Genomic DNA, 15,094 nt, shown 5'->3' on the forward strand with positions numbered 1-15,094 from the left:
AGAGAGCGACCACTGCGACATCAGCAAACCGAATACACCCATCCGCCAGCCCAAGGGCTGCCGATGACACAAAGGGCGCAAGCCCTGGATGAGAGAATTACGGAGCGACGATCATGGCGACCACCGACAACGAGGTGAAAGAGCTGATCAAACGGGAATACGAACACGGTTTCGTGACCGAAATCGAAGCCGACACGTTCGAACCCGGCCTGAACGAAGACGTCATTGCCCGCCTTTCCGCCATAAAGAAAGAGCCGGAATGGATGCTGGAATGGCGCCTCAAAGCCTATCGTCGCTGGCTGGAAATGGAAGAGCCGAACTGGGCTCATGTCGGCTACCCGAAAGTCGACTACAACTCGATTTCCTATTATTCCGCGCCCAAGCGCAAAGAGGATATGCCACAAAGCCTGGATGAAGTGGATCCGGAGCTGCTGAAAACCTACGAAAAGCTGGGCATTCCCCTGCACGAGCGCGAAAAGCTTGCCGGCGTTGCCGTGGACGCAGTATTCGACTCGGTTTCCGTAGCCACCACCTTCAAAGAGCCTCTGGCCAAAGCCGGCGTAATCTTCTGCTCGATTTCCGAAGCCGTCCGTGATTACCCCGAACTGGTCCAGAAATACCTGGGCACCGTGGTTCCCCACGGCGACAACTTCTTTGCGGGCCTGAATTCGGCGGTGTTTTCTGACGGCACCTTTGTGTACGTGCCCAAGGGTGTGCGTTGCCCTATGGAGCTGTCCACCTACTTCCGCATCAACGCCGCCAACACCGGCCAGTTCGAACGCACCCTGATTATCGCCGACGAAGGCAGCTACGTAAGCTACCTGGAAGGCTGTACCGCACCGATGCGCGACGAGAACCAGCTGCACGCGGCCGTGGTTGAGCTTGTGGCTCTGGACGATGCCCAGATCAAATACTCCACCGTACAGAACTGGTACCCGGGCGATGAAAACGGCAAGGGTGGTATCTATAACTTCGTGACCAAGCGTGGCGCCTGCATCGGCAAGAACTCCAAGATTTCCTGGACCCAGGTGGAAACCGGCTCCGCCGTCACCTGGAAGTACCCGAGTTGTGTACTGCGCGGTGAGAATAGCGTTGGCGAGTTCTACTCTGTCGCGCTGACGCATAATTACCAGCAGGCCGATACCGGCACCAAGATGATCCACCTGGGCAAGAATACCCGCAGCACCATCATCTCCAAGGGTATTTCCGCCGGCAAGAGCTCCAACGCCTACCGCGGCCTGGTGAAATTCGGCCCGGGCGCAGAGGGCGCGCGTAACTTTACCCAGTGTGATTCGCTGCTGATCGGCGACCGCTGCGGCGCGCACACTTTCCCGTACATCGAGAGCAAGAACAAGTCGGCCATCGTGGAACACGAGGCGACCACTTCCAAGGTCAGCGACGAGCAAATGTTCCTGTGCCGCCAGCGCGGTATCGACCCGGAGCAGGCAGTGTCCATGATTGTCAACGGCTTCTGTAAAGAGGTGTTCAAGGAGCTGCCGATGGAGTTTGCGGTTGAGGCTGGCAAGCTTCTGGAAGTGAGCCTTGAAGGTTCCGTTGGTTAAACGTTATGCCCCGCTGGCCTCGGAGGAGGCCAGCGAGCGGTTGAGTTTTCCGGGATACGCTGTGAATACATCCCTGTGCGCTCGACAAAATCATCCCTGATTTTGACGATCCCGGAAAACTCAACCGCTCACTGTCCCGAACGTTTTCAGGGGCATCAAAGGGTACGAATTTATAGATCGAAATTCAGGATATAGAGAGACATCTACAAATGCTGAGTATCAAAAACCTGCACGCCTCCGTTGAGGGCAAAGAAATCCTCAAGGGCATTAACCTGGAGATCAAGGCCGGGGAAGTTCACGCCATCATGGGCCCGAACGGTTCCGGTAAGAGTACCCTGTCACAGGTTCTGGCAGGCAACGACGCATTTGAAGTCACCGAGGGCGAAGTCACCCTGAACGGAGACAACCTCCTGGATCTGGAAACCGAAGAACGCGCCCGCGAAGGCATCTTCCTGGCCTTCCAGTACCCGGTGGAAATCCCTGGCGTGAGCAACCTGCAGTTCCTGCGCACCGCCGTTAACGCCATGCGCAAGCACAAGGGCCAGGACGAGATGAACGCGGCTGAGTTCATGAAGCTGGCCAAGGAAGTTTCCAAACAGGTAGACCTGGACCCGGCCTTCCTGAAACGCGGCGTGAACGAAGGCTTCTCCGGTGGCGAGAAGAAACGTAACGAGATCATGCAGGCCCTGCTGCTGCAGCCGAAACTGGCCATTCTGGATGAAACCGATTCCGGCCTGGACATCGACGCCCTGAAAGTGGTTTCCGATGGCGTGAATGCTCTGCGCTCGGAAGACCGCGCCATTCTGATGGTCACTCACTACCAGCGCTTGCTGAACCACATTGTTCCGGATTATGTGCACGTACTGGCTGGTGGCAAGATCATCAAGTCGGGCGGTCGTGAACTGGCCCTGGAACTGGAAGAGAAAGGTTACGGCTGGCTGGGCATTAAAGACGACGACACCAGCAACTGATCAGGAGGCCGTGGAATGAAATCTGTACCCATGCTTTCCAGCGCCTTCCTGCACCCGGCCGGGGAATCCCTGCCGGAGCCGTTGCTGGCGCTGCGCAAGGAGCGGGCCAGCGCGCTGGTAGATATGCCGCTGCCTACTCGCAAGACCGAGAACTGGAAGTACTCCAGCAAGTACCTGAAGCTGGCCGACGATATGGCCATTTCCCTGCCGGCCGAAGGCAAGACCGGCAACAGTCTCGCTGTGCCCGGCTACAAAGTGGTTTTCATCAACGGCGTGATGATTCCTGAAGCCAGCGAGTATCCGGATCTCGACGGTATCGAGATCCTGAGCTTCAACGATCTGGCTAACGACGAAGCTGAAGCCCTGTCTGCAAAGCTGGGCAGCACCCTGAATCACGATCAGGTCCAATTCGCCCGCCTGAACGGGGCGCGCTTCGAAGATGGCCTGTTCATTCGCCTGAAACCCGGCGCGGTGCTGGATCAGCCGTTGTTCATCATCCATGAAACCAGCGCTGACGCCAGTGGCTCCGCCTACCCACGCATCTTCGTGGAAGCCGGCGCCAACAGCCAGCTGACCCTGGTAGAGGAATACACCTCCAGTGGTGAAGCATCCGCCTTGGTCAGCACAGTAACCGAATTCAATCTGGCCGATGGCGCCAACGTCACCAGCATCCGCCTGAACATGGAAGGCGAGAATGTTCAGCACATTGGCGCTACCGGTGTGCTGCAGCAGCGCAGCTCCCGTTTCGAGAGCCATTGTGTTGGTTTTGGCGGCCCCCTGCGCCGGCACGATCTGCAGGTGCGACTGGAAGGCGAAGGCGCGGAAACAAAACTCAATGGCGTGGTGGTTACCCAGGGCAAACAGCACTACGACAACCACACGTCCATTGACCATGTCGCCGCCCACTGCAACAGCGAAGAGACCTATCGCAATATCGCAGCAGACCAGTCCCATGCTGTGTTCAACGGCCGGATTCATATCCACCAGGACGCCCAGAAGTCCAATGCGGATATGAACAACAAGAATCTGCTGCTGTCCAACGGGGCAGAGATTGATACCAAGCCGGAACTGGAAATCTACGCCGACGATGTGAAGTGCGCGCACGGCGCCACCATCGGCCAGCTGGACGAAACCTCCGTGTTCTATCTGGTATCGCGCGGGATCGGCCGCCGGCAGGCCAATGTTCTGCTCACCATGGCGTTTATTAACGAGCTGGTGCAACAGATTCCGGTCGAAGCCGTGCGTGAAACCGCCCAGGCGCGGTTGAGTGATTTCTTTGAGCAAACCTTTCAGGAGGCCTGAGGGGCATGACTGATCTGTCCGTGGCAAACAACACCCAGTCGATGGCGTTTGATGTACAAGCCATTCGCCGCAACTTCCCGATTCTCCATCAGGAGATCAACGGGAAGCCGCTGGTGTATCTGGACAATGGCGCGTCGGCGCAGAAGCCACAGGCCGTGCTGGATGCCATGGATCGCTATTACCGCGAGATGCACTCCAACGTGCACCGTGGCGCCCATACCCTGGGTGATCGTGCGACCGCCGCCTTTGAGGGCGCCCGGGAAACCGTGCGCGAATTCCTGAATGCGCCCAGCACCCGCGAAATCATCTGGACCCGTGGCACCACCGAAGCCATCAACCTGGCAGCCAATGGCCTGGCCCCACGCCTGAAAGCCGGCGATGAGATTCTGGTCAGCCACATGGAACACCACGCCAACATTGTGCCCTGGCAGATGGTGGCCGAGCGCACCGGTGCCAGGGTTGTGCCCATCCAGGTGACACCGCAAGGCGAGCTGGATCTGGATTCGTTCAACAGCCTGCTGAACGAGCGCACCCGGGTGCTGGCGATCACCCACGTGTCCAACGCGCTGGGCACCGTCAACCCAATTGCGCCCCTGATTGAACAGGCGAAAAAACAGGGGGTACTGACCCTGGTGGATGGCGCCCAGGCGGTGCCCCACTTCCAGCCGGACGTTCAGGCTCTGGGCTGTGACTTCTATGCATTCTCTTCCCACAAGCTGTTCGGGCCCACGGGCATTGGCGTGCTTTATGGCCGCGCCGAACTGCTGGAAGAAATGCCGCCTTATCAGGGCGGTGGCGAAATGATTGAGCGGGTATCGTTCGAGCGAACCACCTGGAATGTGTTGCCCTACAAATTCGAGGCCGGAACCCCGGCTATTGCCGAAGCAGTGGGCCTGGGCGCCGCCATCGACTATCTGAACTCGCTGAACCGAAAGGCCATGGAAGCAGCAGAGGATGCCTTGCTGCGCCGCGCTAATGAATTGGTCGAAACCGTGCCAGGCATGGAGATCATCGGTACCGCTGCCAATAAGGTACCGGTGATGTCGTTCAAGATTGCCGGTCTGCACCCAAGCGACATCGGCACCCTGCTGGACCAGCAAGGCATCGCCATCCGCACCGGCCACCATTGCGCCATGCCATTGATGGATTTCTACGGAGTACCCGGTACAGCCCGGGCTTCGTTTGCGTTCTACAATACGCTGGAAGAGGTCGAGAAACTGTTTACCGGCCTGCAGAAAATCCAGCGCCTGTTTGCCTGAGGAGGTGGAAACATGACAGCCGAAGTCTTCACCCCAAGCGATGTGAACGTGACCATGACCCCAACGGCGGTCAAACACGTTCGCAAACAACTGGACAAGAAACCGGAAGCCAAAGGCATTCGCCTGGCCATCAAAAAGAGTGGCTGCTCCGGCTTCAAGTATGAAACCCAGTGGGTAGAAACACCGGAATCCGATGACCGTATCTTTACCATCGACGGCGTGGATGTGTTCGTAAAGCAGGAACACCTGCCACTGGTAAACGGCATCGAAATCGACTTTGTCACCGAGGGTGTGAACTCCCTGTTCCGCTTCCGCAACCCCAACGCCACCGCTGAGTGCGGCTGTGGTGAAAGCTTCACGGTGGCGTAAAGCACAAAGATAGGACTGATCAAACATGCAAGAACGCGAAGTCGTCCTGACCAAACGCGAAGTGGAAGCCCGCCTGGTACCTGCCGGAACGGAAATCATGATTCCGTCAGACACCTTTGTGACCATTACCCAATCCCTCGGCGGTAGCTTCACCGTGGCGGTCAACGGCAATCTTGCCCGCATTGAAGGCCACGACGCCGATGCCCTGGGCAAGCAGCCGCTGGAAAGCAGCTTCGAGACCCCGGAAGACGGCACCATCAACGAAAACCAGGTATGGGAAGCGCTGCGTAACTGCTACGACCCGGAAATCCCGGTGGACGTAGTCAACCTGGGCCTGATTTACGAATGCCGGATTGAGAACGGCACAGAAGACGGCAATCACGTTTACATCAAAATGACCCTGACCGCGGCTGGCTGCGGCATGGGGCCGGTAATCACCGACGATGTGAAGCGCAAGGTGGAGCATGTACCTAATGTGGACAAGGTTACCGTTGAGCTGACCTTTGATCCGCCCTGGAACAACGATATGCTCACCGACGAAGCCAAACTTGAACTGGGAATGCTATGACCGCCAGCAAGGAACAATTTCTGAACAATCCCCTGGGCAAAGACACCACCCTTGAAGACGTTCTGGATGCGTTTGAGTTTCTGGACGACTGGGAAGAACGCTACGCCTACATCATCGATCTGGGCAAACAGCTGCCCGGTTTTCCGGATGATGAGCGGGTTGAAGAAAACTACGTACACGGCTGTCAGAGCCAGGTATGGCTGATTCATCGTTACGATGAGGAAAGCGGTAAACTGTTCCTGCTGATCGATTCCGATGCCATGATTGTGCGCGGCCTGGCCGCTATCATTCTGGTGGCCCTGAACGGCAAGACGCCGCGAGAGCTGCTGGCCACCGATATCGATGAGTTGTTCGAGCAGCTGGATCTGTTCCGCCATATTTCCCCCACCCGGGGCAACGGCCTGCGAGCTATGGTCGGCAAGATACGGGATATTGCGGCGGCCGAGGCCGCCTGAGACTTACCAGATAATGGCCAGGTCATCGCGTTGAACGTTGATCAGGCCACCTTCCGTAGGGATTCGCCCGTTACTGAAATCCGGATGCACGTTGTCCAGTGTCAGCGTCACCCCGGTATCTGACAGTTCGGGTGTACCGTCCAATGAATCAAAGTAACGCTGACTGCGGTACAGATTGAGCTCATCCCCCGGGCGGAGCCCCGCCGTTGCGCCGGAGGCAAGAGTCACCCGGTTGCCATCCACACGGGTTATGCGGGCCATGAATGGCTGACAGGCCAGAGCATTGTTAACGGCGGCGGTCATCTCGGCAATCACACCGTCAACCGCCTGCCCCCACTCGGAACTTTCAAAGCCCGCCGAGGCAAAACCGCCGGTACCACTGCCATCCGGCTGCCACCGTGCCGAGGTTTCAAACCGCTGCCGGAAGACCGGGGAACCGCTGAAGCCGTCAAAAACCATCACTTCGGCCTCAAACCGGCGGGTGGTGTCAGCCATTCCGATACCGCGCTGCATGCGATCCAGAATCGAACTGCCCCAGGCACCGGGGTCGGCCAGGCCGATATCCCGAATCACACCGGCCACCACAAACTGAGCACCCAGTTCCCGGGCCAGCTGAACCACATTTGTCAGATGATTGCTGGCCAGATTTTTCTGAGACGTGGGCGCATCCGGGAGGTTGCTGAACAGCTGTAACGATGTCGCCCCCAGCACCTGCAATTGCCCCTGTTGTTGCAAGCGAGCCACCAGTTCCCGCGGCAACTGTTCGCCGGCGTCATCCAAGGCCGCACCGCCGCCCTGCTCCGGACGGGTGATCGGGAACGCGGTTACCGCCACCCGTTTACGCAAACCGGATGCCTGCCCGGCCTTGCAGCTGCCAGCGTGGCCTTCGGCATCCGACATCTCTGCCCGGACAATCACCCTCAGCAGATTGCCACTTCGGTACTCATCCACAATCGTGGCATTGCGAACCTGGGCCATGGCCGACAGCTCGGTATGAGAGCCCACAAGCTCACCGTTCTCCATGGTATCCCGGGTGCTGACCCTGGCCTGATATTGCAGCGCCAGGTCGCGCATCGCCGCCTGACGCGCCTCGGTGCGGGCCTGGTCCAGATTATTCTCCCGGATATTGGCGTGCCCCACGCCTTCGAGGACCACGCCATGGGCAAACCCGGTGCACAGGCTCAGCATCCAGAACAGAAGCATTGATCTCATCATGGCAATTTAACCCACCGGAACGATACCGGTTCAATCACGGCGTTCATCAACAGGCCTAATCGAGGTAGTACAGGGAATCTGTGCGACGGGCCTCAACATCCCCTACACGGTCATTCCGCCTGGGCATGGGAATGGCACAGACATCCTGCACCTGATCGTCCGCCACCTTCGCCACACACTCCCGGAACCTCGGCTCCAGGCGCAGCTCCATCACGGTTTCCACCACGCCATCGCTATGCTCATTCACCGCCACCATCCGGGCGCCGCGAATGTAGCTGTCCACATAGGTGCGGAAACTGTCGTTCTGCAACACGAAGTCATTCACCGTGGAACTGCCGTAGATCACGGTACCGTAGACCCGCTCGGCCAGGTTCCGGTAGGCGTCCAGCTGTGAAGCCCGTCGAGCCAGTAAGCGCTTCCTGGGGTCAACCCTATCGTTCTGAGTATGTTGATAGGCACCAAAACCACTAACCCGAACGGTTATAGGCTGAAAGACTTCAGATCCGGACTGGTCGCTCCAGTAACTGCTCAACGGCGCACAGGCGGCAACAGCAATAGCCAGAACAGGAACTAGGATCCAGCGCAACGTCATTATCATGTCTCCACAAAAGACTTTAGCCAGAATCATGAAAAAATCACGCCACGTTCTCCACCTAATTGATATTTATTCACTTTCTACCATTTGGCACCACACTCGAACAGTTTCGACGGCAAAATATTGCCTCTATCGATATAGACAGAACAAGTCATTATCCAGCGTGCTGGATATCACGGAAGACGCCAGTTCACCACAGTTTGCCTCTGGCCGGTCGTGGCCGGATAATCCCCGTTACCCATTCATGGCAATCAGGAACAAACCGCATTATGCAAACCTATCTGGTGGGCGGCGCTGTCCGCGACAAACTGCTCGGCCTGGGCGTTAAAGACAGGGACTGGGTAGTGGTTGGTGCCACCCCCGAAGACATGCTCCAGCGAGGCTTCAAACAGGTAGGCGCGGATTTCCCGGTTTTCCTGCACCCGGACACCGGCGAGGAATACGCCCTGGCCCGGACCGAGCGCAAGCAGGGGCGCGGGTACCACGGATTCAGCGTTTACAGTGCACCGGATGTCTCCCTGGAAGACGACCTTCGCCGCCGTGACCTGACCATCAACGCCATGGCAGAAACCGAGAACGGCGACCTGGTAGACCCGTTCAACGGCCATGCCGACCTGGAACAGAAAAAGCTTCGGCATGTGTCTGAAGCCTTCGCCGAAGATCCCCTGCGCATCCTTCGCACCGCCCGCTTCGCCGCGCGCCTCCAGCCACTGGGGTTCAGCATTTGCCGCGAGACCATGGCACTGATGCGGGGGATGGTCGCCAGTGGCGAACTCAGGGACCTGGTACCGGAGCGGGTGTGGCAGGAAGTTCAAAGGGCACTGCATGAACAGGCTCCGGGCGTGTTCTTTGATGTGCTCCGGGAGCTCGGCGCCCTGACGGTGCTGATCCCTGAATTGACCGATGAACAGGCTTTCCGTCAGGGTCTCAGCGCCCTGCAGTGCATCCACCGCAAACAGGGGTCTACCGCCCAGCATTACGCGGCCCTGCTCAGTGGCGTGCCCGAGCCAGACGCCGTTGCCAGGGCTAAAGCCATGAAAAGCCCCAACGACTGTCGGGAACTGACCCACCTGGTCTGCCTGTTCATGGCTCAGTTGAACGGAGCCTCGCCTGAAACCCGGCTGACACCGGAACTAGCAATGGAGCTTCTGGACACAGCCGATTTCTGGCGCCGGCCCGATCGTTTCGGCGTTTTGCTGGGTACCCTCGCCTGCACCCTTCAGAGCGAACCCGCCCATTTAGTTCAGCAACTGGAACTGGCCGCACATCGAGCCCAGAGCGTAACCCCTCACCCGTTCCTGCAAAAAGGCATTCAGGGCAAAGCTCTGGGCGAAGCAATCCGGAAAGAGCGCGTAGCCCGTATTACTGAGGCACTGCATTTACCGGAATAAGGAAAAATATCCCATGCCCCACCCCGTCGCCCTGATCACCGGTGCAGCCCATCGCCTGGGCGCCCACACAGCAGAAACCCTGCACGCTCGCGGCTGGAATGTTGTGATTCATTACCGTGGCCGTCAACAACAGGCCCGCGCACTGGCCGACAAGCTGAACCAGCAGCGCCCGGAATCCGCCGTGTGTTACCACGCCGATCTCACCGACATGAACCAGCTCCGGCAACTGGCGGAACAGGCCTGCGCGCAGTGGGGGCAGTTGAATGCTCTGGTCAATAACGCTTCCGTGTTTTACCCCAACCCCACCGAAGATGCCTCCGAACAGGACTGGGACACGATACTGGGCGCCAACCTGAAAGCCCCCTTCTTCCTGCTTCAGCAGTGTTTGCCTGCGCTAAAAGCGGCCTCCGGCAGTGTGGTCAACATGATCGACATCTACAGTGAGAAACCACTGAAGGACCACCCCCTTTACTGCGCCAGTAAGGCGGGGCTGGCAGCACTAACCCGCTCCTGGGCCAAAGATCTGGCGCCGGATGTTCGGGTAAATGGCGTGTCGCCAGGCGCCATCCTCTGGCCGGAAGGCGAATCAGCCGCGGACGCAGCCCACCAGCAGGCCATTCTCGATAAAACGCCCCTGGCCCGCACCGGCAACCCCGCCGACATTGCCGGTGCCATTGCCTACCTGGTATGCGACGCGCCGTTTATCACCGGCCAGATACTGTCGGTGGATGGCGGCCGCAGCCTGAATATGTGATCACCCGCACCAGAACAACCCCGACCTTCGTTGTTTTGGCCGGCAAGCGCTTTACCGCTACAATGCCTGCCATTCTTATAAACGGGCGCCACCCAACCAGGTGCCCAGATTAACGGAGAGTTCTCATGCGTGATGTTGTTATTGTTGCCGCCAAACGCACCGCCATCGGCAGCTTCGGTGGTGGTCTGTCCAGCCTGCGTGCAGACCAGCTGGGTACGGCCGTGATCAAGGCCGTGATGGAAGAAACCGGTGTCGCCGGCGACCAGATCAATGAGGTTATCCTCGGCCAGGTACTCACCGCCGGCTGCGGCCAGAACCCGGCCCGACAGTCTGCCATCAATGCTGGCCTGCCAGCTTCCGTGCCCGCCATCACCATCAACAAGGTCTGTGGCTCCGGCCTGAAAGCCGTGCACATGGCGGTTCAGGCCATCCAGTGCGGCGATGCCGAGATGATCCTGGCCGGCGGTCAGGAAAGCATGAGCCTGGCGCCCCACGTACTGCCCAACAGCCGCAACGGTCAACGCATGGGCAACTGGAGCATGATCGACACCATGATCACCGACGGCCTGTGGGATGCCTTCAACGACTATCACATGGGTATCACCGCTGAAAACATCGTCGAGAAATACGGCATCACCCGGGACGAGCAGGATGCCTTTGCCGCCGCATCCCAGCAAAAAGCCGTCGCTGCGCAAAAGGCCGGCTACTTTGACGGCCAGATTGTTCCTGTCACCATTCCCCAGCGCAAAGGCGACCCACTGGTGGTGGACAAGGATGAGTGCCCCCGCGACGGCGTCACCGGCGACAGCCTGGGCAAACTGCGCCCGGCCTTCAAGAAAGACGGCTCGGTAACCGCCGGCAACGCTTCCTCCCTGAACGACGGCGCTGCCGTGGTGATGGTGTGCAGCGCAGACAAGGCGAAAGAGCTGGGCCTGACCCCACTGGCAACCATCAAAGCCCACGCCAATGCCGGCGTGGACCCTACCATCATGGGCACCGGCCCGATCCCCGCCAGCCAGCGCTGCCTGGAGCGTGCAGGCTGGACTGTTGACGACCTGGACCTGATTGAAGCCAACGAAGCCTTTGCCGCCCAGGCGATTTCTGTGAACCGGGATCTGGGTTGGGATACCAGCAAAGTGAACGTGAATGGTGGCGCCATTGCCCTGGGCCACCCGATTGGCGCTTCCGGCTGCCGTATTCTGGTCAGCCTGCTGCACGAAATGACCCGCCGCGATGCCAAGAAAGGTCTGGCCACGCTTTGTATTGGCGGTGGCATGGGTGTGGCCCTGGCCGTTGAGCGCTGATGCTGCACGTGGTCCTGTACGAGCCGGAGATACCGCCAAACACCGGCAATATCATCCGGCTCTGCGCCAACACCGGCTGTCAGCTGCACCTGATTCAACCTCTGGGATTCTCTCTGGAGGACAAGCAGATGCGACGGGCCGGTCTGGATTACAGCGAATACGCTACGGTAAAGATCCATGCGGATTACGCCAGCTTTCTGGCAACCGAGCAGCCTTCGCGGCTGTTCGGGCTCACCACCAAGGGAAGTCGCCATTACCACGAGGTAGTGTTTCGGGACGGTGACTACCTGATGTTCGGGCCGGAGACCCGGGGCCTGCCGGAAGACGTGCGTAACGGGCTACCCGCCGAACACCGTCTTCGGGTACCCATGCGTCCGGAAAGTCGCAGCCTCAACCTTTCCAATACCGCCGCCCTGGTGGTTTATGAGGCCTGGCGGCAACTTGGGTTTGAGGGCTCGATCTGACCGATCCCGGGTAATCACCCACAAAAAAACCGGCCGAAGCCGGTTTTTTTTCGTTGAGCAGCAGCGCTTAGTGAGTCTGCTCTTCCTTGGCTTCACCCGCCGCTTCTTCCTGCTTGCGCTTGAGCGCCTGGGCATAGATCGCGTCGAAGTTAACCGGAGCCAGCATCAGGGCCGGGAAGCTGCCCTTGTTCACAATGCCGTCAATTGCTTCGCGGGCATAGGGGAACAGGATGGTCGGGCAGTAGGCGCCGAGCATCTGGCCAAGCTGCGGGCCTTCAATGCCGGAGATCATGAATACGCCGCCCTGCTGGATTTCGACGATGTACGCCACCTTCTCACCCACCTTGGCAGTCACTGTCAGGGACAGAACCACTTCATACTGGTTGTCGCTGATCTTGTTATGGGAGGTGTTCAGATCCAGGTTTACCTGGGGCTTCCACTGCTCCTGAAAAACCAGCGGAGAGTTGGGCGATTCAAAAGACAGGTCCTTCACATAGATGCGCTGAAGGGCAAACTGTGGTTGGTTCTGGTTGTCGTTGCCTGCGGCTTGCTGATTCTCAGCCATGATCAGTCCTTTCGTTTCCGTATTATGGGGCCAGGCCCGTTGTTATGTCGTCGTCTGCCGGAACAGTCTAATGCGAGGTTCCGAATGGTAATGTGAAACAGTGCGTCAGATCGCCACTCAGATCAAGCCCTGTTACTTTTTCACCAGGGGCAGATTGCTGGCCTTCCAGTCGGTAATACCACCGTTCAGGCGCACCACATTACTGAAGCCCTCGGCATTGAGCTGCTTGACCGCCATGGCGGCGTGCTGGCCCATCTTGTCGACAACGATGATCTGCTTGTCTTTGTGCTTGCTCAGTTCATTAACGCGGCTTTTAAGACTATTAAGCGGAATATTCACCGAGCCGGTAATGCGGCCTTCGTTGAAGTCTTTGCGATCGCGGATGTCCAACACCACCGCTTCATCCTTGTTGATCAGCGTAACCGCGCCCTGGGCCGAGATCTTGGCACCACCCCGGCGCGATTCCAGCACGATGATGGCCAGCAGGAACGCCACAAACAGCGACACCAGAATGTAGTGATTAACAACAAATTCAAACAAGCGGTCCATGAAACTACCCTGACAATTGGTTTGGCCGGATTATACACACCCACACCGGCTCACAGAAGGCAGTCGCCCCGCCATGATAGCGCCAGCACATCGTGATCATGAGCAATGCTTCAGCGAACGCGCGTGGTCTGAGTAAATGAAAACGGTTACAATCTGCCCCACTCAAATTCTGTTCTTTTTGCAACCAAGCGGACGACACGATGACCGAGACGCGCAAGCCCACTGCACTGATAATTCTCGACGGCTGGGGCCACCGTGACCCGGCGGAAGACAATGCCATTTCCAACGCCAACACCCCGTTCTGGGACAGGATCTGGCATAACCAGCCGAAAACCCTGATCAACACCTCAGGGATGTTTGTTGGCCTGCCCCAGGGCCAGATGGGTAACTCCGAAGTGGGCCATATGAATCTCGGCGCCGGCCGCGTGGTGTATCAGAGCCTGACGCGCATCGACAAAGATCTCGAAGATGGCGATTTCCAGAAGAATGAGGCCCTTTGCAACGCCATCGACAAGGCTGTTGCCAATGACAAGGCCGTACACCTGATGGGCCTGCTGTCTCCGGGCGGCGTCCACAGCCATGAAGATCATATTCTGGCGGCCGCTGAGCTGGCTGCAGCCCGTGGCGCCAAAGAAGTTTACATCCATGCCTTCCTGGATGGCCGTGACATGCCACCACGCAGTGCCCGCCCTTCTCTGGAAAAAGCCGCCGCGAAAATGAAAAGCCTGGGCGTTGGCCGGGTAGCCACCATCGTTGGCCGGTATTTTGCCATGGACCGGGACAACCGCTGGGATCGCGTGGAAGCGGCCTATAACGCCATGACCCTGGGCGAAGCCGAGTTCATCAGCGACGACCCGGTGGCGGCACTGGAACAGGCCTATGAGCGTGGCGAGAACGACGAATTCGTGAAGCCGACCCACATCCGGGCCGATGGCGAGCCCGAGGGCATCATCAATGACGGCGACGCCGTGCTGTTCATGAACTTCCGTGCCGACCGCGCCCGGGAAATGACCCGCACCTTCGTAGAGCAAGACTTCGACGGTTTCGACCGACGCAAGCACCCGGAACTGGCAGATTTCGTGATGCTCACCGAATATGCCGCTGACATCAAAACCTCCTGCGCCTACCCGCCCGAGCAACTGGCCAACGGCCTGGGCGAGTACATGGCGAAGCAAGGTAAAACCCAGCTGCGCATTGCAGAGACCGAGAAATACGCCCACGTGACCTTCTTCTTCAATGGCGGCCTGGAAACTCCCTTTGAAGGTGAAGATCGCATTCTGGTGCCGTCTCCCAAGGTGGCCACCTACGACCTGCAGCCGGAAATGAGCGCACCTGAGGTTACCGACAAACTGGTTGAAGCCATCAAGAGCGGCAAGTACGACCTGATCGTCTGCAACTACGCCAACGGCGATATGGTTGGCCACACCGGCAAGCTGGACGCCGCCATCAAGGCCGCCGAGTGCCTGGACCAGTGTGTGCAGCGTGTGGTGGAGGCCCTGGATGAAGTGGGTGGCGAAGCCTTGATTACCGCCGACCACGGCAACTGTGAGCAGATGACCGACCCCAACTCCGGCCAGGTACACACCTCCCACACCATTGGCCCTGTGCCTCTGGTTTACACCGGCCACCGCAAGGTGAACCTCCGGGACGACGGCAGCCTGTGCGATATCGCACCGACGCTGCTGGCCCTGATGGATACCGAAAAGCCTGCGGAAATGACCGGGCACAGCCTGGTCGAGTTCGACTGATCGCTCCGCCGGTAAAGGTGTTG

Annotated in this window: 16 protein-coding genes; 12 read left to right on the plus strand and 4 right to left on the minus strand. The window is 58.6% G+C overall.

The genetic code is table 11. The features are described from left to right. The first annotated feature begins 113 nt into the window (after nucleotides 1-113). From sufB to ACSSVV_RS04010, 7 genes are all read left to right on the plus strand, one after another. The gene (sufB, locus tag ACSSVV_RS03980; RefSeq protein ID WP_011786593.1) at nucleotides 114-1,562 is read left to right on the plus strand and encodes a Fe-S cluster assembly protein SufB; all 1,449 of its coding nucleotides are present in this window, start codon (nucleotides 114-116) and stop codon (nucleotides 1,560-1,562) included. A gap of 209 nt (nucleotides 1,563-1,771) precedes the next feature. Continuing rightward, entirely contained in the window at nucleotides 1,772-2,533 is a 762-nt protein-coding gene (sufC, locus tag ACSSVV_RS03985) for a Fe-S cluster assembly ATPase SufC (RefSeq protein ID WP_011786594.1), read from the plus strand. A 15-nt stretch (nucleotides 2,534-2,548) separates the two neighbouring features. Continuing rightward, nucleotides 2,549-3,835 (plus strand): Fe-S cluster assembly protein SufD, encoded by a 1,287-nt coding sequence (gene sufD, locus ACSSVV_RS03990; RefSeq protein ID WP_023012291.1) that lies wholly within the window; start codon nucleotides 2,549-2,551, stop codon nucleotides 3,833-3,835. A gap of 5 nt (nucleotides 3,836-3,840) precedes the next feature. After that, the gene (locus ACSSVV_RS03995) at nucleotides 3,841-5,094 is read left to right on the plus strand and encodes an aminotransferase class V-fold PLP-dependent enzyme (protein ID WP_023012292.1); all 1,254 of its coding nucleotides are present in this window, start codon (nucleotides 3,841-3,843) and stop codon (nucleotides 5,092-5,094) included. A 12-nt stretch (nucleotides 5,095-5,106) separates the two neighbouring features. Beyond that, nucleotides 5,107-5,463, plus strand: coding sequence for a HesB/IscA family protein (locus tag ACSSVV_RS04000; protein WP_011786597.1), 357 nt, complete (start codon nucleotides 5,107-5,109; stop codon nucleotides 5,461-5,463). A 25-nt stretch (nucleotides 5,464-5,488) separates the two neighbouring features. Continuing rightward, a complete protein-coding gene (gene sufT / locus ACSSVV_RS04005; protein WP_022990808.1) occupies nucleotides 5,489-6,031 on the plus strand; it encodes a putative Fe-S cluster assembly protein SufT in 543 nt (180 codons plus the stop codon). Beyond that, complete coding sequence (locus tag ACSSVV_RS04010) at nucleotides 6,028-6,486, plus strand: SufE family protein (protein WP_022990807.1); 459 nt, start codon at nucleotides 6,028-6,030, stop codon at nucleotides 6,484-6,486. The genes sufT and ACSSVV_RS04010 overlap by 4 nt, the downstream gene beginning before the upstream one ends. Before the next feature lie 3 nt (nucleotides 6,487-6,489). On the opposite strand, the gene ACSSVV_RS04015 is transcribed toward ACSSVV_RS04010, so the two are convergent. Together ACSSVV_RS04015 and ACSSVV_RS04020 are read right to left on the minus strand one after the other, a co-directional pair. After that, a complete protein-coding gene (locus tag ACSSVV_RS04015; RefSeq protein ID WP_036148040.1) occupies nucleotides 6,490-7,701 on the minus strand; it encodes a flagellar assembly protein T N-terminal domain-containing protein in 1,212 nt (403 codons plus the stop codon). A 55-nt stretch (nucleotides 7,702-7,756) separates the two neighbouring features. Further along, the gene (locus tag ACSSVV_RS04020) at nucleotides 7,757-8,293 is read right to left on the minus strand and encodes an LPP20 family lipoprotein (RefSeq protein WP_022990805.1); all 537 of its coding nucleotides are present in this window, start codon (nucleotides 8,291-8,293) and stop codon (nucleotides 7,757-7,759) included. A gap of 272 nt (nucleotides 8,294-8,565) precedes the next feature. Between ACSSVV_RS04020 and ACSSVV_RS04025 the strand changes: the two genes are divergently transcribed. The 4 genes from ACSSVV_RS04025 (at nucleotide 8,566) to trmL (ending at nucleotide 12,209) form a co-directional block, all read left to right on the plus strand. Continuing rightward, nucleotides 8,566-9,687, plus strand: a complete 1,122-nt coding sequence (locus tag ACSSVV_RS04025) for a multifunctional CCA tRNA nucleotidyl transferase/2'3'-cyclic phosphodiesterase/2'nucleotidase/phosphatase (protein ID WP_454105606.1) — start codon at nucleotides 8,566-8,568, stop codon at nucleotides 9,685-9,687. 13 nt (nucleotides 9,688-9,700) lie between these two features. After that, nucleotides 9,701-10,441 carry a pteridine reductase gene (locus ACSSVV_RS04030; protein WP_011786603.1) on the plus strand — a complete coding sequence of 247 codons (741 nt, stop codon included), beginning with the start codon at nucleotides 9,701-9,703 and terminating at the stop codon, nucleotides 10,439-10,441. A 125-nt stretch (nucleotides 10,442-10,566) separates the two neighbouring features. Continuing rightward, on the plus strand, nucleotides 10,567-11,745 hold the full coding sequence (locus ACSSVV_RS04035; RefSeq protein WP_023012295.1) for an acetyl-CoA C-acetyltransferase: 1,179 nt from the start codon (nucleotides 10,567-10,569) through the stop codon (nucleotides 11,743-11,745). Next, nucleotides 11,745-12,209 (plus strand): tRNA (uridine(34)/cytosine(34)/5-carboxymethylaminomethyluridine(34)-2'-O)-methyltransferase TrmL, encoded by a 465-nt coding sequence (gene trmL, locus ACSSVV_RS04040; protein WP_023012296.1) that lies wholly within the window; start codon nucleotides 11,745-11,747, stop codon nucleotides 12,207-12,209. The genes ACSSVV_RS04035 and trmL overlap by 1 nt, the downstream gene beginning before the upstream one ends. A 67-nt stretch (nucleotides 12,210-12,276) precedes the next feature. On the opposite strand, the gene secB is transcribed toward trmL, so the two are convergent. Together secB and ACSSVV_RS04050 are read right to left on the minus strand one after the other, a co-directional pair. Next, a complete protein-coding gene (secB, locus tag ACSSVV_RS04045; protein WP_014422523.1) occupies nucleotides 12,277-12,774 on the minus strand; it encodes a protein-export chaperone SecB in 498 nt (165 codons plus the stop codon). Between the two features lie 132 nt (nucleotides 12,775-12,906). Further along, on the minus strand, nucleotides 12,907-13,323 hold the full coding sequence (locus tag ACSSVV_RS04050; RefSeq protein ID WP_014422524.1) for a rhodanese-like domain-containing protein: 417 nt from the start codon (nucleotides 13,321-13,323) through the stop codon (nucleotides 12,907-12,909). Nucleotides 13,324-13,523: 200 nt separating this feature from the next. Here ACSSVV_RS04050 and gpmM point away from each other — a divergent pair, with 200 nt between their 5' ends. Next, complete coding sequence (gene gpmM, locus ACSSVV_RS04055; RefSeq protein WP_022990801.1) at nucleotides 13,524-15,071, plus strand: 2,3-bisphosphoglycerate-independent phosphoglycerate mutase; 1,548 nt, start codon at nucleotides 13,524-13,526, stop codon at nucleotides 15,069-15,071. Nucleotides 15,072-15,094: the final 23 nt, after the last annotated feature.

This window comes from Marinobacter sp. MBR-105 (genome assembly GCF_053628895.1).

Coding starts and splice junctions, on each gene's coding strand:
- sufB (WP_011786593.1), top strand. CDS start 114: ATGGCGACCACCGACAACGAGGTGAAAGAGCTGATCAAACGGGAATAC.
- sufC (WP_011786594.1), top strand. CDS start 1,772: ATGCTGAGTATCAAAAACCTGCACGCCTCCGTTGAGGGCAAAGAAATC.
- sufD (WP_023012291.1), top strand. CDS start 2,549: ATGAAATCTGTACCCATGCTTTCCAGCGCCTTCCTGCACCCGGCCGGG.
- ACSSVV_RS03995 (WP_023012292.1), top strand. CDS start 3,841: ATGACTGATCTGTCCGTGGCAAACAACACCCAGTCGATGGCGTTTGAT.
- ACSSVV_RS04000 (WP_011786597.1), top strand. CDS start 5,107: ATGACAGCCGAAGTCTTCACCCCAAGCGATGTGAACGTGACCATGACC.
- sufT (WP_022990808.1), top strand. CDS start 5,489: ATGCAAGAACGCGAAGTCGTCCTGACCAAACGCGAAGTGGAAGCCCGC.
- ACSSVV_RS04010 (WP_022990807.1), top strand. CDS start 6,028: ATGACCGCCAGCAAGGAACAATTTCTGAACAATCCCCTGGGCAAAGAC.
- ACSSVV_RS04015 (WP_036148040.1), bottom strand. CDS start 7,701: ATGATGAGATCAATGCTTCTGTTCTGGATGCTGAGCCTGTGCACCGGG.
- ACSSVV_RS04020 (WP_022990805.1), bottom strand. CDS start 8,293: ATGACGTTGCGCTGGATCCTAGTTCCTGTTCTGGCTATTGCTGTTGCC.
- ACSSVV_RS04025 (WP_454105606.1), top strand. CDS start 8,566: ATGCAAACCTATCTGGTGGGCGGCGCTGTCCGCGACAAACTGCTCGGC.
- ACSSVV_RS04030 (WP_011786603.1), top strand. CDS start 9,701: ATGCCCCACCCCGTCGCCCTGATCACCGGTGCAGCCCATCGCCTGGGC.
- ACSSVV_RS04035 (WP_023012295.1), top strand. CDS start 10,567: ATGCGTGATGTTGTTATTGTTGCCGCCAAACGCACCGCCATCGGCAGC.
- trmL (WP_023012296.1), top strand. CDS start 11,745: ATGCTGCACGTGGTCCTGTACGAGCCGGAGATACCGCCAAACACCGGC.
- secB (WP_014422523.1), bottom strand. CDS start 12,774: ATGGCTGAGAATCAGCAAGCCGCAGGCAACGACAACCAGAACCAACCA.
- ACSSVV_RS04050 (WP_014422524.1), bottom strand. CDS start 13,323: ATGGACCGCTTGTTTGAATTTGTTGTTAATCACTACATTCTGGTGTCG.
- gpmM (WP_022990801.1), top strand. CDS start 13,524: ATGACCGAGACGCGCAAGCCCACTGCACTGATAATTCTCGACGGCTGG.